15 protein-coding genes, 4 tRNA genes and 1 pseudogene are annotated in these 21,809 nt (G+C 62.0%); 8 read left to right on the top strand and 12 right to left on the bottom strand.

Going from position 1 to position 21,809, the window contains the following annotated elements; all coding sequences use genetic code 11:
- Positions 1–116: 116 nt before the first annotated feature.
- From lon to ACNFIC_RS14965, 9 genes are all read right to left on the bottom strand, one after another.
- Positions 117–2,513: an endopeptidase La gene (lon, locus tag ACNFIC_RS15005; RefSeq protein ID WP_138220906.1), complete on the bottom strand. Its 2,397-nt coding sequence runs from the start codon at positions 2,511–2,513 to the stop codon at positions 117–119.
- A 153-nt stretch (positions 2,514–2,666) separates the two neighbouring features.
- A complete protein-coding gene (clpX, locus tag ACNFIC_RS15000) occupies positions 2,667–3,950 on the bottom strand; it encodes an ATP-dependent Clp protease ATP-binding subunit ClpX (RefSeq protein ID WP_138220907.1) in 1,284 nt (427 codons plus the stop codon).
- Positions 3,951–4,058: 108 nt separating this feature from the next.
- Positions 4,059–4,700: an ATP-dependent Clp endopeptidase proteolytic subunit ClpP gene (clpP, locus tag ACNFIC_RS14995; RefSeq protein WP_043213484.1), complete on the bottom strand. Its 642-nt coding sequence runs from the start codon at positions 4,698–4,700 to the stop codon at positions 4,059–4,061.
- A 91-nt stretch (positions 4,701–4,791) separates the two neighbouring features.
- Positions 4,792–6,105: a trigger factor gene (gene tig, locus ACNFIC_RS14990; RefSeq protein WP_416781302.1), complete on the bottom strand. Its 1,314-nt coding sequence runs from the start codon at positions 6,103–6,105 to the stop codon at positions 4,792–4,794.
- A gap of 286 nt (positions 6,106–6,391) precedes the next feature.
- On the bottom strand, positions 6,392–6,691 hold the full coding sequence (locus tag ACNFIC_RS14985) for a DUF6388 family protein (protein WP_416781301.1): 300 nt from the start codon (positions 6,689–6,691) through the stop codon (positions 6,392–6,394).
- A 149-nt stretch (positions 6,692–6,840) separates the two neighbouring features.
- Positions 6,841–6,916 (bottom strand) — tRNA-His (locus tag ACNFIC_RS14980).
- Between the two features lie 42 nt (positions 6,917–6,958).
- Positions 6,959–7,043: transfer RNA gene (locus ACNFIC_RS14975), tRNA-Leu, on the bottom strand.
- 56 nt (positions 7,044–7,099) lie between these two features.
- A tRNA-His gene (locus ACNFIC_RS14970) sits at positions 7,100–7,175 on the bottom strand.
- Positions 7,176–7,210: 35 nt separating this feature from the next.
- Positions 7,211–7,287: transfer RNA gene (locus tag ACNFIC_RS14965), tRNA-Arg, on the bottom strand.
- 252 nt (positions 7,288–7,539) lie between these two features.
- Between ACNFIC_RS14965 and folD the strand changes: the two genes are divergently transcribed.
- Complete coding sequence (gene folD, locus ACNFIC_RS14960) at positions 7,540–8,394, top strand: bifunctional methylenetetrahydrofolate dehydrogenase/methenyltetrahydrofolate cyclohydrolase FolD (protein ID WP_416781300.1); 855 nt, start codon at positions 7,540–7,542, stop codon at positions 8,392–8,394.
- Between the two features lie 86 nt (positions 8,395–8,480).
- Here folD and ACNFIC_RS14955 read toward each other — a convergent pair whose 3' ends face one another.
- The gene (locus ACNFIC_RS14955; RefSeq protein ID WP_416781378.1) at positions 8,481–9,590 is read right to left on the bottom strand and encodes a methyl-accepting chemotaxis protein; all 1,110 of its coding nucleotides are present in this window, start codon (positions 9,588–9,590) and stop codon (positions 8,481–8,483) included.
- A gap of 174 nt (positions 9,591–9,764) precedes the next feature.
- Positions 9,765–10,046 (bottom strand): annotated as a pseudogene (locus ACNFIC_RS14950) (PAS domain-containing protein); the annotation flags it as partial.
- A gap of 473 nt (positions 10,047–10,519) precedes the next feature.
- On the opposite strand from ACNFIC_RS14950, the gene ACNFIC_RS14945 reads away from it, so the two are divergent.
- The 7 genes from ACNFIC_RS14945 to ACNFIC_RS14915 all read left to right on the top strand — a co-directional run bounded on the left by ACNFIC_RS14945 (position 10,520) and on the right by ACNFIC_RS14915 (position 19,847).
- Positions 10,520–11,830: a C4-dicarboxylate transporter DctA gene (locus ACNFIC_RS14945; protein WP_138220912.1), complete on the top strand. Its 1,311-nt coding sequence runs from the start codon at positions 10,520–10,522 to the stop codon at positions 11,828–11,830.
- Positions 11,831–11,900: 70 nt separating this feature from the next.
- Positions 11,901–12,602: a FadR/GntR family transcriptional regulator gene (locus ACNFIC_RS14940; RefSeq protein ID WP_138220913.1), complete on the top strand. Its 702-nt coding sequence runs from the start codon at positions 11,901–11,903 to the stop codon at positions 12,600–12,602.
- Between the two features lie 17 nt (positions 12,603–12,619).
- Positions 12,620–13,309, top strand: coding sequence for a GntR family transcriptional regulator (locus ACNFIC_RS14935; protein ID WP_138220914.1), 690 nt, complete (start codon positions 12,620–12,622; stop codon positions 13,307–13,309).
- Between the two features lie 335 nt (positions 13,310–13,644).
- Positions 13,645–15,531 (top strand): methyl-accepting chemotaxis protein McpA, encoded by a 1,887-nt coding sequence (gene mcpA / locus ACNFIC_RS14930; RefSeq protein WP_138220915.1) that lies wholly within the window; start codon positions 13,645–13,647, stop codon positions 15,529–15,531.
- A gap of 158 nt (positions 15,532–15,689) precedes the next feature.
- Positions 15,690–16,475 (top strand): sulfite exporter TauE/SafE family protein, encoded by a 786-nt coding sequence (locus ACNFIC_RS14925; protein ID WP_138220916.1) that lies wholly within the window; start codon positions 15,690–15,692, stop codon positions 16,473–16,475.
- A gap of 153 nt (positions 16,476–16,628) precedes the next feature.
- A complete protein-coding gene (locus ACNFIC_RS14920) occupies positions 16,629–17,717 on the top strand; it encodes a pyridoxal phosphate-dependent aminotransferase (RefSeq protein WP_138220917.1) in 1,089 nt (362 codons plus the stop codon).
- A 189-nt stretch (positions 17,718–17,906) separates the two neighbouring features.
- Entirely contained in the window at positions 17,907–19,847 is a 1,941-nt protein-coding gene (locus tag ACNFIC_RS14915) for a methyl-accepting chemotaxis protein (protein ID WP_416781299.1), read from the top strand.
- Positions 19,848–19,949: 102 nt separating this feature from the next.
- On the opposite strand, the gene ACNFIC_RS14910 is transcribed toward ACNFIC_RS14915, so the two are convergent.
- Positions 19,950–21,764, bottom strand: a complete 1,815-nt coding sequence (locus ACNFIC_RS14910) for an ABC transporter ATP-binding protein/permease (RefSeq protein ID WP_416781298.1) — start codon at positions 21,762–21,764, stop codon at positions 19,950–19,952.
- Positions 21,765–21,809 lie beyond the last annotated feature (45 nt).

Genomic DNA, 21,809 nt, shown 5'->3' with positions numbered 1-21,809 from the left:
AGTATGTAATGAAAAGCTTATGAAACGAGCGTTAGGTGGCCTGGTGACAATGGCGTGGCGCTTTATAGCAAGGCCCCGAAAATGCTGTCAACCAAAGCCCCCCAACGGAATACGTACTAGTGCGTGCTAATTCTTTCCTTAGCATCGCCGTCGCGCTTTTCATCTTTCGCGACAATCTCCGGAGCCACATCTGGCAAGGGCTCCGGCGCGTATTGCAGCGCAATTTGGAGGACTTCGTCAATCCATTTGACCGGTTTGATCTGAAGATCCTGCTTGATGTTTTCTGGAATTTCCTTGAGATCGCGCACGTTCTCCTCAGGAATGATCACTGTCTTGATGCCGCCACGGTGCGCGGCCAGCAATTTTTCCTTCAACCCACCAATGGCCAGTACCTGCCCACGCAGGGTGATTTCACCGGTCATTGCCACATCGGCACGCACCGGGATCTGGGTAAGAGCCGACACCAATGCGGTGCACATGCCAATGCCCGCGCTCGGACCATCCTTTGGGGTGGCCCCTTCGGGCATGTGGATGTGAACGTCGTGCTTCTCGTGGAAATCTGCGGCGATCCCCAGGCTACGCGCACGGCTACGCACTACCGTCTGCGCGGCCGTGATCGACTCGACCATCACGTCACCGAGCGAACCGGTCTTGATCAACTGGCCCTTGCCAGGGATGACCACCGACTCGATGGTCAGCAGCTCGCCGCCCACTTGGGTCCAGGCAAGGCCGGTGACCTGGCCGATCTGATCCTGCTGCTCGGCCAAGCCATAGCGGAACTTACGCACGCCCAGCAGGTGCTCGAGCTGCTCGCCCGTGACCTTGACCTTCACCTGTTTCTGCCCGGTGTGCTCCTTGACCACCTTGCGGCAGACCTTGGCGATCTGCCGCTCAAGACCCCGCACGCCGGCTTCGCGGGTGTAATAACGGATGATGTCGCGAATCGCCGAGACATCGACCTGCAACTCGTCTTTCTTCAGACCGTTGGCCTTGACCTGCTTGGGCACCAGGTACTTGACCGCGATGTTGATCTTCTCGTCCTCGGTGTAACCCGGCAGGCGGATGACTTCCATACGGTCAAGCAGCGCCGGCGGGATGTTCATCGAGTTCGAGGTGCACAGGAACATCACGTCCGAGAGGTCGTAATCGACCTCCAGGTAGTGGTCGTTGAAATTATGGTTTTGCTCGGGGTCAAGCACTTCCAGCAGCGCCGAGGCCGGGTCGCCACGCATGTCGCTGCCCATCTTGTCGATCTCGTCGAGCAGGAACAGCGGGTTACGCACGCCCACCTTGGTCATTTTCTGAATCAGTCGGCCCGGCATCGAACCGATGTAGGTGCGGCGGTGACCACGGATCTCGGCCTCGTCACGCACGCCACCGAGGGCCATGCGCACGAACTTGCGGTTGGTGGCGGCAGCAATCGACTCGGCCAGCGAGGTCTTGCCTACACCAGGCGGACCGACCAGGCACAGCACCGGACCGCGAATCTTCTTCACGCGCTTCTGCACGGCGAGGTATTCAAGGATGCGCTCCTTGACCTCCTCCAAGCCGTAGTGGTCCGAATCGAGGATCTCTTCAGCCTTGGCCAAGTCCAGACGCACTTTGCTCTGCGCCTTCCACGGCACCTGAACCAACCAGTCGAGGTACGACCGCACCACGGTGGCCTCGGCGGACATCGGCGACATCTGCTTGAGCTTGTTGAGTTCGGCCTGAGCCTTGGTGAGGGCGTCTTTAGGTAAACCAGCGGCCTCGATGCGCTTTTTCAGCTCTTCGATTTCGTTGTGGCCTTCGTCGCCGTCACCGAGCTCTTTCTGAATGGCCTTCATCTGCTCATTCAGGTAGTACTCGCGCTGGCTGCGCTCCATTTGTTTCTTGACCCGACCGCGAATGCGCTTCTCGACCTGCAGCAGGTCGATTTCTGCATCCAGCAGGGCCAGCACGTGCTCGACGCGGCTCTGCAGGTCGACGATCTCGAGGATTTCCTGCTTCTGCTCGATCTTCAGGGCCATATGGGCGGCCATGGTATCAACCAGACGGCCCGGCTCTTCGATGCTATTGAGCGAGGACAGCACTTCAGCGGGGACTTTCTTGCCCAGCTGCACGTATTGCTCGAACTGCGAGAGCAGCGTGCGCACGAATACCTCGGACTCGCGCTCGGCGGCCTCGGTTTCATCGATCAGGCTCACCTGGGCCCGCACATGCCCTTCGACCTCGACAAAGCGCTCGACCGCGCCGCGCTGCTCGCCCTCGACCAGCACCTTGACGGTGCCATCGGGCAGCTTGAGCAGTTGCAGAACGGTGGCAATGGTGCCGACGCGGTACAGGGCGTCTTCGCCCGGATCGTCGTCAGCGGGGTTCTTCTGGGCCAGCAGGAGGATCTGCTTCTCGCCCGTCATCGCAGCCTCAAGGGCTTCGATGGACTTCTCACGCCCCACGAACAGCGGGATAACCATATGCGGATAGACGACGACGTCGCGCAATGGCAAAAGAGGCAAGTCGAGGGTGGTCTTCATGATTTCGCCTCTACAGCGGCCTTGTGGCCGGAAACCGGTGGAAATAGTGCTTGGGGCTAATGTGGGGGCAGCCCCCGGAAAATACAAGCGCCGAGTCCCAGAAATGCAAAAAGGGGCCAAAGGCCCCTTCCTGCTTGGCTAACCCCTACCCAATCAGGCGTCGGGGGCGGCCTTGGCTTGCGGCTCGCTGTTCTCGTAGATCAGCAGCGGCTGTGATGCGCCATCGATGACACTCTCGTCGATCACCACCTTGCTGACGTCCTTCTGCGAAGGAATCTCGTACATGGTGTCGAGCAGCACGCCTTCGAGGATCGAACGCAGGCCACGGGCGCCAGTCTTGCGCTCCAGGGCCTTGCGCGCAACAGCCTTGAGCGCATCGCTGCGGAACTCCAGGTCGACGCTTTCCATCTCGAACAGCTTGGCGTACTGCTTGGTCAGGGCGTTCTTCGGCTCGGTGAGGATCTGCATCAATGCAGCCTCGTCCAGCTCGTCGAGCGTGGCCAGTACCGGCAGACGACCGACGAATTCCGGGATAAGGCCGAACTTGACCAGATCGTCCGGCTCGACCTCACGCAGCGACTCGCCGACTTTCTTGCCTTCTTCCTTGCTGCGCACTTCGGCGCCAAACCCGATACCACCTTTGGTGGAGCGGTTCTGGATGACCTTTTCCAGACCCGAGAAAGCGCCACCGCAAATGAACAGGATGTTGCGGGTGTCGACCTGCAGGAACTCCTGTTGCGGGTGCTTGCGACCACCTTGCGGCGGGACGGAAGCCACGGTGCCTTCGATCAGTTTCAACAGCGCCTGCTGCACGCCCTCGCCCGAGACGTCACGGGTGATGGACGGGTTGTCCGACTTGCGCGAGATCTTGTCGATCTCGTCGATGTAGACGATGCCCATCTGGGCCTTTTCCACGTCGTAGTCGCACTTCTGCAGCAGTTTCTGAATGATGTTCTCGACGTCTTCACCCACGTAACCGGCTTCGGTCAGGGTGGTGGCGTCAGCGATGGTGAACGGTACGTTCAACAGGCGTGCAAGGGTTTCGGCGAGCAGGGTCTTGCCCGAGCCCGTCGGCCCGATCAGCAGGATGTTGCTCTTGCCGAGTTCGACGTCGTCGCCCTTCTTGTCACGCTGGTTCAGGCGCTTGTAGTGGTTATACACCGCTACGGCAAGCACCTTTTTAGCCCGCTCCTGACCAATGACGTACTGGTCCAGGATTGTGCTGATTTCTTTCGGCGAAGGTAGTTTGTGCGCGCTGCTCTCGGCCTGGGCTTCCTGCACCTCCTCACGGATGATGTCGTTGCACAGGTCGACGCACTCGTCGCAGATAAATACCGAGGGGCCGGCAATCAACTTGCGCACTTCATGCTGGCTTTTGCCGCAGAAGGAGCAATAGAGCAATTTGCCGCTGTCCTCGCCGTTACGGGTGTCAGTCATTCGATCGATCCAATCCGGTAGGCTTGAAACACAAGATGAAGGCAATCGCAGGCTTTTTCAAGTCCGCGGGCGGGCGTATTCCGTGCCCACCCGCTCTGGCGCATTGCTTCAGGATGCCAGTTGCCGCTTGTCGTATACCGAGTCGATCAGGCCGTACTCGGCCGCGCGCGCAGCGCTCATGAAGTTGTCACGCTCGGTGTCGCGCTTGATCGTTTCGAGGTCCTGGCCGGTGTGATGGGCCAGCAGCTCGTTCAGGCGCGCCTTGATGTTGAGGATTTCCTGGGCGTGGATCTCGATGTCGGTAGCCTGGCCCTGGAAGCCGCCCAACGGCTGGTGAATCATCACCCGCGAGTTCGGCAGGCAGTGACGCTTGCCAGCGGCACCGGCAGCCAACAGGAAGGCACCCATGCTGCAGGCCTGGCCGATGCAGATGGTCGAGACGTCCGGCTTGATGAACTGCATGGTGTCGTAGATCGACATACCCGCAGTCACCGAACCACCCGGCGAATTGATGTACAGATGGATGTCCTTGTCCGGGTTCTCCGCTTCAAGGAACAGCAGCTGCGCCACGACCAGGTTGGCCATGTAGTCCTCTACCGGACCGACCAGGAAAATCACCCGCTCCTTCAGGAGGCGCGAGTAAATGTCGTAGGCGCGTTCGCCACGGGCGGACTGCTCGATAACCATCGGGACCAGACCGCCTGCGGCCTGGATGTCAGAGCTCTGCTGAATATAAGAATTGCGGGACATGTCCTGCGCTCACTCCCAAATAGTCATGGCTTGAATACGCACAAGCCAGCGCGAAGGCTGGCTTGTGGAGGTTTCCTACGAGAGTAGCCTGTTACTCAGCAGCGGCAGGAGCCTGTGCTGGTTTGACAGCGTCTTCGTACGAAACCGACTTGTCTGTCACAGTCGCTTTCTGCAGAACAGTATCTACAACTTGTTCTTCCAGTACAACCGAACGGACTTCGTTCATTTGCTGGTCGTTCTTGTAGTACCAGGCGATGACTTGCTCAGGCTCTTGGTAAGCCGAGGCCATCTCTTCGATCATTTCGCGCACTTTGCCTTCGTCAGGCTTGAGATCGAACTGCTTGACCACTTCGGCGACGATCAGGCCCAGGACCACACGGCGCTTGGCTTGCTCTTCGAACAGCTCGGCAGGCAGTTGGTCAGGCTTGATGTTGCCACCGAACTGCTGAACAGCCTGGACGCGCAGACGGTTGACTTCGTTTTCCAGCAGGGCTTTCGGCACTTCGATCGGGTTGGCGGCCAGCAGACCGTCCATGACCTGGTTCTTGACCTTGGCCTTGATGGCCTGGCGCAGTTCACGCTCCATGTTCTTGCGAACTTCGGCGCGGAAGCCTTCCAGGGTCGACTCTTTGATACCGAACTGGGCGAAGAAGTCTTCGTTCAGTTCTGGCAGCACAGGGGCCGAAACGCTGTTGACGGTGATGGTGAACTCGGCGGCTTTGCCGGCCAGGTCCAGGTTCTGGTAGTCCTCAGGGAAGGTCACGTTGACAACGCGTTCTTCACCGGCCTTGGCGCCAACCAGACCGTCTTCGAAGCCGGGGATCATGCGGCCGGAACCCAGTACCAGTTGGGTGCCTTTGGCCGAACCGCCAGCGAACGCCTCACCGTCGACCTTACCGACGAAGTCGATGTTGACCTGGTCGTCGTTCTGGGCGGCGCGCTCGGCCACTTCGAAACGGGTGTTCTGCTTGCGCAGGACTTCCAGCATGTTGTCCAGGTCGGCGTCGGCCACTTCGGCGCTCAGCCGCTCAACGGCAATCGACTCAAGGCCAGCAACGGTGAACTCAGGGAAGACTTCGAAGATGGCGACGAACTCGAGGTCCTTGCCTTTTTCGAACGATTTTGGCTCGACCGCCGGAGCACCTGCTGGGTTCAGCTTCTGCTCGACGATAGCTTCGTAGAAGGAGGCCTGGACCAGGTCACCGAAAGCCTCTTGGCGGACATCGGCTTCGAAGCGCTGGCGAATAACGCTCATGGGCACCTTGCCCGGACGGAAGCCGGCAACCTTGGCGCGCTTGGCAGTCTGCTGCAGACGCTTGTTGACTTCGTTCTCGACGCGCTCGGCCGGAACGGCGATGGTCATGCGGCGCTCGAGAGCGGAAGTGTTTTCAACAGAAACTTGCATGGATATTCCTCGTTGCACAGACGTTAGCCGGCGATAGCCCGACTCCAGAATCAAGGGCAAGCATTCTAGTGACTCACGCACCAGAAGTCACCCCACCCGAAATGTCGGCACGCTACACCGGTCGATTTCCCTGAAAGGCCCGCGCCCCTTGGCGTCGAGCCTATTGATACGAGCCCCGCGCGGCAGCACTGATGCCACGCGACTGTAAAACCTTGTCAAACAAACGACAGCTGGCTGAGATATGGGATTTTTGCCAGAAAATTCAAGGGCGACCGCATAAAAAGCCTTACTGCGGATCGATCTCGTTGAACTCGCAATATGCTTCCCACTCCAGCCCCAGCGCTTCGGCCACCTCGCGGTGGGTTTCCAGTCGCATGGCCTTCAGTTGCTCCGGCGACTCAGCGATCAATTGCAGCGCATACTCCCAAGGCTGGATACCCAGCTCATCGGCAGCATCCTCGAATGCCCACTCGATCTGCTGTGCCTGCTCGCGCGCATCCTGCTCGCGGATTTCTTCGAGCAGTTGCGGATTGGCTTCGGCGAAGCGTTGCAGCGCCAGTGCCTGGCGCGCTTGTTTTGCGATCATTTAAGGTAATCCTCGGCCAACTGTTCAACCAGACCTTCAACCGACTGAAATCTATCAGATTTCATTGCACCACCAGCACAGATATAGATCGGCGGAGCACAGAAACGACAAAGGCGCCCGGTCTACGACCAAGGCGCCTTCGAAAAATATGGGGTGGACGATGGGAATCGAACCCACGACAACCGGAATCACAATCCGGCGCTCTACCAACTGAGCTACGCCCACCATGAAGCGGTGCTACGTTGTACAACCTGATTTACTGAAACATGGTGCGGACGAAGAGACTCGAACTCTTACAGCTTGCGCCGCTGGAACCTAAATCCAGTGTGTCTACCAATTTCACCACGTCCGCATGCAACTCAAAAACAAAGGCGCCGGATCATTCAATCGAGGCGCCCCTGAAAAATCTGGGGTGGACGATGGGAATCGAACCCACGACAACCGGAATCACAATCCGGCGCTCTACCAACTGAGCTACGCCCACCATAGTACGGCTGCTGCTTACTTGCCCAGGCCTAATGGCGCACCCGGCAGGACTCGAACCTGCGACCATCCGCTTAGAAGGCGGATGCTCTATCCAGCTGAGCTACGGGCGCTTAAGCTTACGGTTCGACTGAACAAACTAACCGCTTATTCTGCCTGACCTTGCCAACCCGTGCCAGGCAGTGCCCGACAAGTGCGGCGAATCTTATAGACGGCCCCACGGGTCGTCAACAGGTTTCTAGCAAAAATTTAAATTATTGAAGGGCTTAGGGCATTTGCCCGACCACGCGCCTTTGCCCTCGCCGCGTGTCGTGCGAGAATGCGCGCTTCTTCATGTTTCCTTCTCGATGGTTAATCACGCGTCTATGACTGCACACCTTATCGATGGCAAGGCGATCGCCGCCAACCTGCGCAAGCAGATCGCCCAACGTGTCGCCGAGCGCCGCGAGCAAGGCCTGCGTACACCGGGCCTGGCCGTGATCCTGGTCGGCACCGACCCAGCCTCCCAAGTCTATGTCTCGCACAAGCGCAAGGACTGCGAAGAAGTCGGTTTCATCTCGCAGGCCTTCGACCTGCCCAGCGATACCACGCAGCAGGCCCTGACCGACCTCATCGACCGCCTCAACGACGACCCGGCCGTCGACGGCATCCTGCTGCAATTGCCACTGCCGGCGCATCTGGACGCTTCGCTGCTGCTCGAACGCATTCGCCCAGACAAAGACGTCGACGGTTTCCACCCCTACAACATCGGCCGTCTGGCCCAGCGTATCCCGCTGCTGCGCCCGTGCACCCCGAAAGGCATCATCACCCTGCTGGAAAGCACCGGGCAAGACCTGTACGGCATGAACGCCGTGATCGTCGGTGCGTCCAATATCGTCGGTCGCCCAATGGCCATGGAACTGCTGCTGGCCGGCTGCACCGTCACCGTCTGCCACCGCTTCACCCAGGACCTCGCTGGCCACGTCGGTCGCGCCGACCTGCTGGTGGTGGCCGCCGGCAAGCCGGGCCTGGTCAAGGGTGAGTGGGTCAAGGAGGGCGCCATCGTCATCGACGTGGGCATCAACCGCCAGGAAGACGGCAAGCTGGTCGGCGATGTGGTCTACGAGACCGCACTGCCCCGCGCTGGCTGGATCACCCCGGTGCCAGGTGGTGTCGGCCCGATGACCCGGGCGTGCCTGCTGGAGAACACGCTGTATGCCGCCGAAGCGCTGCACGCGTAAGGCAGCCTGAAATGAAAACGGCACCTCTGGCAGGTGCCGTTTTTTATGCGTGAACGTTTCTGACACCCCCAGGCGACAAGCCCTGGTTACCGATTGAAGCGCTCGACCAAGGCACGCAAACCGGCACAGATCTGTTCCAGTTCACGCCCCCGCGATGCCGCAGCATTGGCGCGACTGGCGCTCTGCTGCACGGTGCCGGCCACGCCGTTGATCTGCCGCGACACATCCTCGGCCACGTTCGACTGCTGTTGCGACGCCGCGGCCATTTGCTGGCTCATGTCACTGATGCGCTGCACCGCCTGGCGAATCCCCTGCAACGCCTGTTGCGCCTCGTCCACCTGGGCCACCCCACGGTCGGCGCCGGCAATGCCTTGGCTGGCGATGTCCACCGCCTGCTCGGCGCCTGTGCGCAGGTTATCGGTGATGGCCTGGATATGCAGGGTCGACTGCCGGGTCTTGTCAGCCAGGGCGCGAACTTCGTCGGCCACCACGGCAAAGCCGCGACCATGCTCGCCTGCGCGGGCGGCCTCGATGGCGGCGTTGAGCGCAAGCAAGTTGGTCTGCTCGGCGATGGTGCGGATCATTCCGGCGGCGTCGGCAATCGCACCGGTCTGACCGGCCAACGCATTCACCGCCTGGTTGATCTGTCCGACCGTGTCCGCCAGCCCGCGAATCGCCGCGCCACTGGCATCGGCCACCTGGCTACCCTGCTCGGCCAACAGGTGCGCGGTGTGCGCTTCCTGGGCGGTCAGTTGCACGTGACCCGCCACTTCGCCGATGGACACCGCCATTTGCGTCATGGCAGTGGCGGTCAGGTCGGTTTCGGCACGCTGCTCAAGCAAGGCCGACTCCGTACCACGCGACAGGTGCCCGGCATCCAAAGCCGCCTCGGCCATTTGCGCGGCAAGATCACCCAGGCGGGCCAGCGCGGTCTTAAGGCGTGCCTGCTCGCTGAGCAAAATCAGCTCGAGCTGCCCGGCTGCCCCGACCTGGTCGCTGTAGGTCAGCGCCGCCACCGCGTCACCAAAGGTATTTTGCGCCCCCTCGGCGATGCGTCGCAGATGCTGTTCCAGACGGAGTTGCGCCCACACGCCAAGCCCTGCGAAGAGCGCCAGCGTCACCGCCTGGGCGGTCAAGCCCGGCCAAGCCTGGTTGACACCCAGCGCCAGCGCACCTGCACACAACGGCAGCGCCATCGCACGGCCCACCAACATCAGGCGCCGAGCGGGCGCCAGCGCCGCCTTGCCCGCCCGCAGGCGCGCGTACAGCGCATCGGCGCGAGCCACCTGCTCACGGGTCGGGCACACCCGCACCGACTCGTAGCCTACCAGCCGGCCATTCTCAAGGATCGGCGTGACGTAGGCGCTGACCCAATAGAAATTGCCGTTCTTGCAGCGGTTCTTGACGATACCCATCCAGCTGCGGCCGGCCTTGAGGTACTGCCACATCAGTTCGAACACCGCCTCGGGCATGTCCGGGTGGCGCACCAGGTTATGCGGACTGCCGATCAGTTCCGCCTCGCTGTAACCGCTGATCGCAGCGAACTCGGCATTGCAATAGGTAATCAGGCTGGAGGTGTCGGTGGCAGAAATGAGCCGCTGGTGCTCGGGGAATCGCTGCTCGACCGTATTGACTGGCAGGTTCAGACGCAAGGTGGGGCTCCATTCTCGATCAGGGAAACAGTCAGCAAGGCCTGCTGCCCCGGAGCACCGCGCCGCCCGTCCTACAGGCGTCGTTTACCCAAGCGATGGAAAGCAGCCGAAAGATGACTAAATCACTCGGGATATTTTTTTGAATGACTATTCAGTCAAAGAAGAATTCTACGGTGTCCGGCACATATTGCAATGCGCCCAAAGGAGGCTTGGCGCAACCTTTGCAACGTCCGCCAGGCGACCAACCTCACGCGGCCTTGCTGCGCGATTCGGCGCACCAGCGCAGAGCCATTGCGGCTTTTTCGCACCACAACTGGTCAGACCGGTAAGGCCAAAATCGCTTGCAATGTCCGAAAAATCGGAGTTTTATGGCCCTCGCAGTGAACAAACCGGTAAGACCACAATAATTAAGTCCTGCGCTCTTTCGCTCCGTGTGGCTATGGGGGCAAGGACACCGACCAGAGACTCCTCCCATGCTCAAATGGTGTTCGCGTTCAATATTCCTCCAGGTTGTAATTGGCCTTGCCCTCGGCATCGTCTGCGGCCTGAGCTTCCCCGACCTTTCCTTGCAGCTCAAACCGCTAGGTGATGGCTTTATCAAGCTGATCAAGATGCTCATCGGGCTGATTGTGTTCTGCGTGGTAGTCAGTGGCATTTCCGGCGCAGGCGACCTGAAGAAGGTCGGGCGTATTGGCCTGAAGTCGGTGATCTACTTCGAAGTGCTGACCACCCTGGCCTTGGTGATTGGCCTGGTGTTCGCCTTCACCAGCGGCATCGGCACCGGCGCCAACATTCATCTGGACCAACTCTCGACAGCCGATGCCGGCGCCCTGGCCGACCGCGGTGCGCACATACACGGGACCACCACCTTCCTGATGGACCTGATTCCAACCTCGGTGGTGGGCGCCTTCGCCGACAACAATATCCTGCAGGTGCTGCTGTTCTCGGTGCTGTTCGGCAGCGCGCTGAACCTGGTGGGTGAATCGGCCTCGGGCATTTCGCGGCTGATCAACGAGCTGAGCCACGTGATCTTCCGCATCATGGGCATGATCGTGCGCCTGGCGCCGATCGGTGTATTCGGCGCCATCGCCTTCACCACCAGCAAGTACGGCCTGTCCTCGCTGCAACACCTGGGCGGCCTGGTGGCGCTGTTCTACCTGACCTGCGCAGGTTTCGTGCTGATCATCCTGGGCACCGTGATGCGCCTGTCAGGCCTCAAGTTGCTGCCACTGATCAAATACCTGCGCGAGGAACTCAGCATCGTGCTCGGCACCGCCTCCTCCGACGCAGTGCTGCCACAGGTGATGCGTAAGCTCGAACACCTCGGTATCGGCAGCTCCACCGTGGGCCTGGTGATCCCGACCGGTTATTCGTTCAACCTCGACGGTTTCTCGATCTACCTGACCCTGGCCATCGTGTTCATCGCCAACGCCACCGGCACGCCGCTGGCCATGAGCGACCTGCTGACCATCCTTCTGGTTTCGCTGGTGACGTCCAAGGGCGCCCACGGCATCCCAGGCTCGGCCCTAGTGATCCTCGCCGCCACCCTGACTGCGGTACCGGCGATCCCGGTGGTGGGTCTGGTGCTGGTGCTGGCGGTGGACTGGTTCATGGGGATTGGCCGCGCGCTGACCAACTTGATCGGCAACTGTGTCGCCACCGTGGCCATCGCCCGCTGGGAGAAGGACATCGACCTGGAACGTGCCAACAACGTATTGGCCAACAAGCCGGGCTACGCCCCGGCACCGCGCAAGCAGGGCCAGGCCCATCAACAGGAATTCTAAGCCCCCGGCGGGCGGCGCCAGGCGCCGCTCCGCCCATTGCGGCGACAGCGCGTCAACTCAGGAGCGAACCGTGATCAGCTCATCGACCGTAGTCAACTCAGTGGTGGAGAAACTCCGCCAGGCCCTGGCCCGTGGCCAGTGGCGCAGCGGCGACATGCTGCCCGGCCAGCGCGAGCTGGCCGAACAACTAGGGATCAGCCGCCCCAGCCTGCGCGAGGCGGTGATCGTGCTGGAAACCCTGGGCCTGGTGCGCTCGCTGCCCGGCAAGGGCGTCCTGGTGCTCGACGCCGACCTCGCCCAGGCGCAGACCCCGGAAGCCGTCGCCCAGGCCAGCCTGGCCGATGTCCTGGAGCTGCGCTACACCCTCGAACCGTTCATCGCAGGCCTGGTCGCGCAATCGGCCGGCAGCCACGACATCGGCCAACTGCGCCTGACCCTGATGGACATGCGCGAAGCCCTCGACAGTGCCGACAGCGAAGCGGGCTTCACTGCCTACATCGCCTTTCACGAGGCGCTGTTCGCCCTGACCACCAACCCGATTTTCCAGAGCGTGGTGCAACAGACTGGCAATGCTCTCAAGCAGAGCGCCGACATGTTGCGCAATTCGCCCGAGCACCTGGCCGCCCGATTGAGCGAGAACGAGGCCGTGGTAAAGGCCATCCGCGATCGCAACAGCGCCCTGGCCAGCCTGCAGATGCGCCGCCATATCCTCGCCGAGGGCGAGCGCATGGGCATTGCCTTGAACATTCCTGACGACCACCCAGGCCCCTGATACAAAGGAGAGCGCCCATGACCGCCTGCGCCCAAGCTTCCGTGCACCTGCCAGCCCTGCTCGGTGCTGGCGAAACCCGCCTGTCGGCAGAACAGATCTATCCTCGGCTGTTCGACGCGATTCTCGAACAACGCCTGCCGCCTGGCAGTGCCTTGCCCGAACAGGCGCTGGGCAACGCGTTCGGTGTCAGCCGCACGGTGATCCGCCGGGTACTCGGGCGCCTGTCCGACCAACAGGTGGTGGTACAACGTCCCAGTCACACCGCGCACCTGGCCGCGCCGGATCCACAACAGGCCCGCCAAGTGCTGAGCGCACGGCGCCTTGCCGAAACCACGCTGATCGGCCTGGCCACCCAGCGCGCCCGCCCGGCGCAGATCCGCCAGTTACGCCAGTTGGTGGAACGCGAACGCCAGCACCATGAGCAAGGCGCGCGTTGTACGGCGATCCGCCTGGGCGGCGAGTTCCACATGAAGCTTGCGCAAATGGCCGCCAACGCCCCGCTGGCGCGTTTTCTCAACGGCTTGGTGCCGATGACCTCGCTGATCATCGCCCGCTACGAGTCGCGCTGCTGCGATCACTGTGCGTGGCAGGAACACGCGGCGATCATCGACGCTGTAGAACAGGGCGACGGCGAGACTGCGCTGGCACTGATGCACCAGCATCTGGACCGGCTGGAAGCCAAGCTGGACCTGGATCAACCCGTCTGACCACAGCCCTGCCCAAGCCGGTCCGACGGCGCAGAACGCAGCTGCCGCGACGCTGATCGCGGTGGCGATGCCCCGCTCAGGCAGGCTGCCCCACGACCGCGAACCGCCGCAGCGGTCGAGCCACTTCGCACAATCCACGGCAAAGTCCTGAGCCCGTCATGACAGCCCCTCGCGGCTGCCCCACCCGGGCAGTGCACGCGCGCCCTACCAGTCATCGCCTGCAACAGGCCGATCTTCAACAATTTTCCGGTACAGCCGATACCGTGATGACTGACTTCGCCTTATGCGCCAAAAGCGCAAGGTGACCTCCCTTCCCTGGCTCAAGGTCTCGAAACATGAACCTGAAATTCCGCCATAAGATCCTGCTCAGTGCCTGTGGCGTGGTCGTCCTGGCCTTTGCATTGTTCACCCTGTACAACGACTACCTGCAACGTAACACCATTGGCCAGAACATCGAATCGTCGGTGCGCCAAGCTGGCGCGCAGACTGCCAGCAGCGTCCAGAACTGGATGAGCGGGCGCATCCTGGTGCTGGAAAACCTGGCCCAGGACATCGCCCAGCAAGGCGCCGGCACGAACGTACCGGGTCTGATCGACCAACCGTCCTACACGCGTAACTTCCAGTTCACCTACTTCGGCCAGAACACTGGCCTGTTCACCCAACGCCCCGACGCAAAGATGCCCGACGGCTACGACCCACGCCAACGCCCCTGGTATGGCCAGGCCGTGACCGCCAACCAGACGCTGCTCACCCCGCCCTATCAAGCCTCGGTCGGTGGCCTGGTGGTGACCATCGCCATCCCGGTCAAAGCGCGTGGCACCGGCGAGCTGCTCGGTGTGGTCGGCGGCGACCTGAGCCTGGACACCCTCAGCGAGATCCTCGCAGCGGTGGACTTCGGCGGCATTGGCCACGCGTTCCTGGTCGATCGCGACGGCCAAGTGATCGTCAGCCCTGACAAGGGCCATCTAATGAAGAACCTCAAGGACATCTATCCCGGCGCCAACCTGCGCATCGAGCCGGGCCTGCAGGATGTGACGCTCAACGGCGAGCAACGCATCGTTTCGTTCGCGCCAGTCAGCGGCCTGCCGTCGGCGCAGTGGTATATCGGCCTGTCGATCGACAAGGACAAGGCGTATGCAGGGCTCAGCCAGTTCCGCACCTCGGCGATCATCGCCATGCTTGTGGCCGTGGCCGCCATCGCCGGCCTGCTGGGCTTGCTGATCCCGGTCCTGATGCGTCCGTTGACCACCATGGGTCGCGCCATGCAGGACATCGCCGAAGGCGAAGGCGACCTCACCCGGCGCCTGACGGTGGCCAACAAGGACGAGTTCGGGGAACTGGCGGCTGCGTTCAACCGCTTCGTCGAACGGATTCACGCCTCGATCACCGAGGTGTCTTCCGCCACCCGTCTGGTGCACGACCTGTCGGAAAAGGTCGTGGGCGCCTCCAATGCATCGCTCAGCGGCTCTGAAGAGCAAAGCATGCGCACCAACAGCGTCGCCGCCGCGATCAACGAGCTCGGCGCCGCGACGCAGGAAATCGCGCGCAACGCCGCCGACGCCTCGCAGCACGCCAGTGGCGCCAGCGAGCAAGCCCACGATGGCCGCGAGGTCGTGGAGCAAGCGATCAGCGCCATGACGGCTCTCTCCCAGCGCATCAGCGAGTCCTGCGAGCAGATCGAGACGCTCAATGCCAGCACCGACGAAATCGGCAAGATCCTCGACGTGATCAAGGGCATCTCCCAGCAAACCAACCTGCTGGCACTCAACGCAGCCATCGAGGCGGCACGCGCTGGCGAGGCCGGTCGCGGCTTTGCAGTGGTCGCCGACGAGGTGCGTAACCTGGCCCACCGTACCCAGGAATCGGCCGAAGAGATCCACCGCATGATCACCAGCCTGCAAGTCGGCTCGCGCGAAGCGGTGCACACCATGAACACCAGCCAGGTGTCCAGCGAGCAGACCGTGCAGGTCGCCAACCAGGCCGGTGAACGCCTGGCCAGCGTGACCCTGCGCATCGGCGAGATCGACGGCATGAACCAGTCGGTGGCCACCGCCACCGAGGAACAGACCGCCGTGGTCGAAAGCCTGAACCTGGACATCACCCAGATCAACGCGCTGAACCAGCAGGGGGTGGAAAACCTCAACGAAACCTTGCGCCACTGCGACGCCCTCAGCCAACAGGCCGGACGTCTGAAGCAGCTGGTGGGCAGCTTCAGGATCTAAGCGCCCGTAAGGGCCGCAACCCGCGCGGGCAGGTGCTCTGCCCGCGCGACGGTCAGCAGCTTGTTATAACCTAATAACCAACAAGTCTATTTGGCTATAAAAAAATCTATATGCTGGCAAGCATCCGATCACGGGCAAGCTGAGCACTCGAGTAGCGTATGGATGTAGGTTCTTTCGGTTTCACCCTTGCAGGACTGATAGTGGGTTTCATCGTCGGCATGACCGGCGTCGGCGGCGGTTCGCTGATGACCCCGATCCTGCTGTGGTTCGGCATCAACCCTGCCACCGCCGTGGGCACCGACCTGCTCTACGCAGCTATCACCAAGGCCAGCGGTGTCTGGGTGCACGGACGTAACAAGAACATTGACTGGAAGATCACCGGCTGGCTGAGCCTGGGCAGCGTGCCGGCCGCAGCGCTGACGCTGTGGTTCCTCAGCACCCTGCACGCCGACACCTCCGCGCTCAACGCGATCATCAAGCAGGGCCTGGCCGTGGTCCTGATCCTCACCGCCCTGGCGATCCTGTTCAAGTCCCACTTGCAGGCGTTCGCCAACCGGCACGCTGGCGACCACTACCACCTCAGCGACCGGACCTTGAACGTGCTGACCGTCATCACCGGCGTCGTGCTGGGGGTGATGGTCACGCTGACCTCCATCGGTGCGGGCGCGCTAGGCACCGTAGCACTGTTCCTGCTCTACCCGTTCCTGGTCACCCGCCGCCTGGTGGGCACCGAGATCGCCCATGCCGTACCCCTGACCCTGGTGGCCGGCCTTGGCCATGCCGGCATGGGCAACATGGACTGGTCGCTGCTGGGCTACCTGCTGCTGGGTTCGCTGCCAGGCATCTACCTGGGCAGCCACTTGACCGGGCGCATCTCCGACCGCGTGCTGCGTCCATGCCTGGCGACCATGCTGCTGCTGATCGGTTACAAGCTGGCCTTCTGAGCACAGGCCGCAGGGGCTGCGCAGAGCAGCGCGCAGCCCCTGCGGCGCTGGCGGTCGGCGCTGTAGCCGGGCAGTAACAGCGTTTTGCCACCCTTAATTGCCCCCGCAACCATTCGTCACTAGTTCAACTGCCACCTAACAGGGAAGTTGAACATGACAGATCTTTCACGTCGTTCACTGGTTGGGCTGGGCTTGAGCCTGCCGCTGCTCGGTCAACTGAGCTGGGCCAGCCAGACACCAACGTCGGCCTCGCAGGACGGCCCGGTACAGATCAATTTCAACGAAAGTCCTTGGGGCCCCTGCAGCGCCGCACGCAAGGCGATGCAGGACGGTATCGCGCAGAGCGGCCGCTACCCCTACAAGGCCCAGTACCGGCTGATCGACCTGTTCGCCGAGCGCCACGACCTGCCGTCAGCGCACGTGGGCGTCTTCTGCGGCTCGAAGCTCGCGTTGCAGCACGCCGTCATGGCCTTTACCGGCCCACGCAGTCTGGTGATCGCCGAACCGTCCTACGAAGCCCCAGTCGAAGCAGCCAAAGGCCACGGCGCACCGGTGCATAGCGTGCCGCTGAACAAGCACCATGCCCACGACATCGACGCCATGCTCGCAGCCGACGCTCAGGCCGGGATGATCTACGTGTGCAACCCCAACAACCCCACCGGCACCCTTACACCACGCCGCGACATCGAGCGCCTGCTGATGCGCAAGCCGGCCGGCAGCGTGGTGGTGATCGATGAGGCTTATATTCATTTCAGCGACGCGCCAAGCTGCCTGGATCTGGTCAAGGAACATCCCGACCTGCTGGTGCTGCAAACCTTCTCCAAGCTCTATGGCATGGCCGGCGCACGCCTGGGCCTGGCCATCGGTCAAGCACCGCTGTTGGCCAGGCTCGAAGTATTCGACGGCGACAACGTCGCCCCCGCCTCAACGCTGCTGGCAGGCTTGGCCAGCCTGCAAGATCCCCAACTCGTGGCGCAGCGCAAGCGTGACAACGCGCGCCTGCGCGATCACACCATCGCCTGGCTGGGCGAGCGCGGCTGGCGCTGCACCGCCTCCCATGCCAACTGCTTCATGATCGACTTACGCAGTCACGCACAACCGCTGATCGAGCGCCTGGCACGCGAGCAGGTGCTGGTGGGCCGTGTGTGGCCAAGCTGGCCGCACTGGATGCGCGTAAGCGTCGGTGACGAGAACGACATGCGGCGCTTTCGCGAAGCGTTCGCCAAGGTGACCGCTGGCTGAGGCCAGCGCGTTGCCGAGGGTTTCGATCGGCACCCTGACCTGAAGATCAAGACAATCGCTCACATTCTTGTACACGAAATTTCTACTAAAGGTTTATATTCGAGCCGCCGAAACAGACATAGATAGCAACAGGCCAGCCTGCCTCGAATTCGGCCTTGCGTTCCTCCACTCTCCCGGATGGGTGTCTCGATGAAGATAAAAAATAAACTGGTCCTGGCCTTCGTGCTGGTGGCCTTTATCCCGGTTGCATTGGTGGGCGGTATCTCGGTGCTGAATATCCGGGCCGATGCAGTGGATCAATTCCTCGACAGCAGCACCCGTGAAATTCGCCAGATCGACGGCAACATGCGGCAATTCTTCGACGCGACGTTGCAGAACGTCGATCAAATGTCCAAGGATCCTGTATACAATTCGGTCGATACACTTAAAGACTACACAGCGGCCGATGCGCCCAGCAAACCGATGCCGGCCAGCGCACAGCGGGTCATCGACGCCTTTGCCCGCTACGGCACCACCCACCCGGCCGCCGCGATCCTGTCCATCGGCCTGGAAGACGGCACCTACGCCAAATGGCCCGACGACCCGCAACTGGCCAAATACGATCCGCGTGCCCGCCCCTGGTACAAGGCCGCGATGGCCACCCCCGACAAGACCGTACGCACGGCAGCCTACTACTACGACAAGGATGACGTCGCCCTGGTCGGAACTGCCCGCGCGCTACTCGATCCGGCCGGCAAGCCCCGTGGCGTGTTCGTGGTCAGCGTATCGCTGAAAAACCTCACCGAGCTGATCAAGAGCATCAAGCTGGGCGACAGCGGCTACGTGATGCTGATCGAAGACAGCACGGTGCTGGTCGACCCACGCGATGCCGAGCATAGCTTCAAACAGCTCAAGGACCTCGGCGCACCTTACGCACAACTGGCAGCCACCGCACAGGGCTCCACCGAGGTGGTGATCGACGGCGTGCGCTACATGGCCAATGTCTGGACTTCGCCAGGCCTGGGCTGGCGTTTCGTCGGGCTGATCGAGTACAACGAGGTGATGGCCGCCGCCACCCACATGACCTACACCATCACGGTCATCGTGCTGGTGCTGGCACTGGTCTTCGCCTTGATAGCGGCAGCCTTCTCGCGAGTGATCGTCAAACCGATCAGCCAAGTCAGCGTTGGCCTGCAATCGATCGCCGAAGGCGAAGGCGACCTGCGCCGCGACCTGCAGGTTCAGGGCCGCGACGAAACGGCTGAGTTGGCCGGCTGGTTCAACAAGTTCCTTGCGGCCATTCGCCAGTTGATCCAGCGCATTGGCGCGGCCTCCACCAACCTTCACGAAGCGTCCAAGGCCAACAGCGCCATGGCCGGTGACATGAACGAGGCAGCAGGACGCCAGCGCGAGGCCGTCGAGCTGGTATCGACCGCCTTCAACGAAATGGTCGCCACTGCCAACGAAGTGGCGCGCTCTTGCAGCAGCGCAGCTGACGCCGCCGAGAACGGCCACCGCCGGGTCGCCGAAGGCAAGCAACAGATCGAGGCCACCACCGACAACGTCAACCGCCTGGGCGTGCGCCTGAGCGAGTCGTCCCAGGCCATGGTCGAGCTTGAGGAAGGCAGCCGCAGCATCAACCAGATCCTGGGCACCATCCGCGCCATCGCCGAGCAGACCAACCTGCTGGCGTTAAACGCCGCCATCGAGGCTGCCCGTGCTGGCGACCAAGGCCGCGGCTTCGCCGTGGTGGCCGATGAAGTCCGTGCCCTGGCCAAACGCACCTCGGACTCCACCGGCGAGATCGACCAGTTGCTCAACACCCTCGGCGTCAAGACGCAGGAAGTGTCGAACAAGATGGACAGTTGCCTGGACCTGTCGCGCGCCAGTGTGTCGTCAATCGAAAGTGCACGGGAGAGTTTCGAGGGCATCCAGCTGTCGGTGAACGAGATCCGCGACCAGAACCTGCAGATCTCTGCCGCAGCCGAAGAGCAGCACAGCGTAGCCGAGGAAATCAACCGGCATATCCAGCAGATCTACGACGAAGCGCGGCTGGTGGAGGGCCTGGCCAACTCAGCGCAGTCCGACTCCGGGCGCCTGGCGCAGTTGTCGGATGAACTCAATGGCCTGGTTGGACGATTCAAGTCCTGAGTAAGCAGCGAATCGATGCAGCAAGCTCGATAGGCTCTGGCAGCCAAGCCGCCTGAGCCTATCGAGCGAGCACCGCCACACGCGCCTATCGCGAACACCGCCTCATACCGGCAGCGGCGCAGCCTGCTGTTCGAGTAACGTCCACCCACCCTGCCCGTCCACCTCCAGCCGATGGCTGTGCAACTGCGCCAACGTGCTGCGATGCCCCACACTCACCAGCACCGCCTGCGGCATCTCGCTACGCAGCAGTGCATACATCCCATGCTCCAAGCCCTCGTCCATCGCCGAGGTGGACTCATCGAGAAACACCATCTGCGGCTGGTTGAACAGCACCCGGGCAAAGGCCAGGCGCTGCTGTTCACCCAACGACAAGATACGCGACCAGTCACAGCGCTCATCCAGGCGTTGCGCCAGGTGCGCCAGGTTCACCTGACGCAAGGCCTGCTGCACGCGCGCATCGTGCGCAGGCGAGGCTTCGCCGGGGTAAGCGATAGCCGTACGCAAGTCGCCCAACGGCAGGTACGGGCGCTGTGACAAGAACAGCGCCTGATGCCCCAACGGCCGGTGCACGCTACCGTCGGCGTACGGCCATAGCCCGGCCAGGGCGCGTAACAGCGTGGTCTTGCCGCTGCCTGAAGGGCCTTTGATCAGCAACGCCTGGCCGGCCTGCAAGTGCACGTTCAGGTCGCTGATCAGCGCATGACCGTCCGGGCGCCTGACCTGCAACGCACTAATGACCAACGCACCGGACAACGCTTCGGCGTGTACCTTGGGCAGTGCGGCGGCTTGCCGGTTGGCGTCGAGAAAATCGGTCAGCCGGTCCAGGGTGGCACGGTAGCTGGCAAAGGTGTCGTAGGATTCGCGGAAGAACGACAGTGAATCCTGCACCTGGCCAAACGCCTGGGAGGTCTGCATCACGTCGCCCAGCTTGATCGCACCGCTGAAAAAACGTGGCGCCTGCAAGATGAATGGAAACACCACCGCCACTTGGCTGACCCCAAGGTTGAACCCGCTGAACTTGAGGTTCCGGTATACCAGCGCCCAGGCGTTGCCGATCAGCGCGAAAAAACGTCCAAGCAACGTTCCGCGCTCGACCTGCGCGCCCTGGTAGAACGCAATGTTTTCGGCGTTCTCGCGCAAGCGCATGAGCGCATAGCGAAAGTTGGCCGTGAGTTGTTCATTGAGAAAATTCAGGCGGATCAGTGGCTGACCAAGGCGGAACGCGATCCAGGTGGCGATCAGCACATACACGTACACCGCGAACACCATCGCCCGAGGCACCTCGACCCCCGCCACCGTCAGAGGCGCCGACAGGCCCCAGAGGATCCCGGTGAACGCCACCAACGACACCAGCGCGCTGACCGCACCCAAGGCCAACGACAGCGAACCGCTGACAAACGCGTTGATGTCCAGCTCGATGCGCTGGTCGGGGTTGTCTACCGGCTGGGCGAGGAACTGGCCACGGTAGTAGGCGTCGCCGCGCATCCAGTCAGCGCTGAGGCGTTCGGTCAACCAGACCCGCCAGTGGATGTTGAAGGCCTGGGTCAGGTAGAAGTTGAACAGCGCGCGCAGTACGTGGATGCTGGCCAGCACCGCGAACACCCCGAGCAGGTACCAGAACGCGCTTTGGTCAAGGCCCTGCAAGGCGCTGTAGAAGCCGTTGTACCAGAACGAGAACAGCACCTGCAGGCGTACCGCGAACAACGCCAGCACCAGCAGCAGCGCGACCCCCAGCAATGGCCGCACACTGCGCCGGACACTGAAATACGGCCCGGCCAGTTGCCAGAACTGCCGCCCCCAGCGGGTATGCCGCGCGGCAAGCCAGGCGGCGGCGGTAAAACTGACGAAGGTGATCAAGGTGGCAATCGCCAGCCAGCTCAGGCTCTCTTGCAGGGCCTGGTGCCAGTTCATGTGCATGATGAGGTGTCCGTGCCGGGGTTTTCGCGAGGTTAGCACCGGCAA

The sequence above is a fragment of the Pseudomonas sp. NY15463 genome (genome assembly GCF_048068415.1).
Lineage (GTDB): Bacteria > Pseudomonadota > Gammaproteobacteria > Pseudomonadales > Pseudomonadaceae > Aquipseudomonas > Aquipseudomonas mosselii_C.
Note: the sequence above shows the minus strand (reverse complement) of the source record. Positions and strands in the feature narration are given on the sequence as shown.

Excerpts from the sequence above, each read along its gene's own strand:
- lon (WP_138220906.1), bottom strand. The coding sequence starts at position 2,513 with ATGAAGACCACCCTCGACTTGCCTCTTTTGCCATTGCGCGACGTCGTC.
- clpX (WP_138220907.1), bottom strand. The coding sequence starts at position 3,950 with ATGACTGACACCCGTAACGGCGAGGACAGCGGCAAATTGCTCTATTGC.
- clpP (WP_043213484.1), bottom strand. The coding sequence starts at position 4,700 with ATGTCCCGCAATTCTTATATTCAGCAGAGCTCTGACATCCAGGCCGCA.
- tig (WP_416781302.1), bottom strand. The coding sequence starts at position 6,105 with ATGCAAGTTTCTGTTGAAAACACTTCCGCTCTCGAGCGCCGCATGACC.
- ACNFIC_RS14985 (WP_416781301.1), bottom strand. The coding sequence starts at position 6,691 with ATGATCGCAAAACAAGCGCGCCAGGCACTGGCGCTGCAACGCTTCGCC.
- folD (WP_416781300.1), top strand. The coding sequence starts at position 7,540 with ATGACTGCACACCTTATCGATGGCAAGGCGATCGCCGCCAACCTGCGC.
- ACNFIC_RS14955 (WP_416781378.1), bottom strand. The coding sequence starts at position 9,590 with ATGGCGCTGCCGTTGTGTGCAGGTGCGCTGGCGCTGGGTGTCAACCAG.
- ACNFIC_RS14945 (WP_138220912.1), top strand. The coding sequence starts at position 10,520 with ATGCTCAAATGGTGTTCGCGTTCAATATTCCTCCAGGTTGTAATTGGC.
- ACNFIC_RS14935 (WP_138220914.1), top strand. The coding sequence starts at position 12,620 with ATGACCGCCTGCGCCCAAGCTTCCGTGCACCTGCCAGCCCTGCTCGGT.
- mcpA (WP_138220915.1), top strand. The coding sequence starts at position 13,645 with ATGAACCTGAAATTCCGCCATAAGATCCTGCTCAGTGCCTGTGGCGTG.
- ACNFIC_RS14925 (WP_138220916.1), top strand. The coding sequence starts at position 15,690 with ATGGATGTAGGTTCTTTCGGTTTCACCCTTGCAGGACTGATAGTGGGT.
- ACNFIC_RS14920 (WP_138220917.1), top strand. The coding sequence starts at position 16,629 with ATGACAGATCTTTCACGTCGTTCACTGGTTGGGCTGGGCTTGAGCCTG.
- ACNFIC_RS14915 (WP_416781299.1), top strand. The coding sequence starts at position 17,907 with ATGAAGATAAAAAATAAACTGGTCCTGGCCTTCGTGCTGGTGGCCTTT.
- ACNFIC_RS14910 (WP_416781298.1), bottom strand. The coding sequence starts at position 21,764 with ATGCACATGAACTGGCACCAGGCCCTGCAAGAGAGCCTGAGCTGGCTG.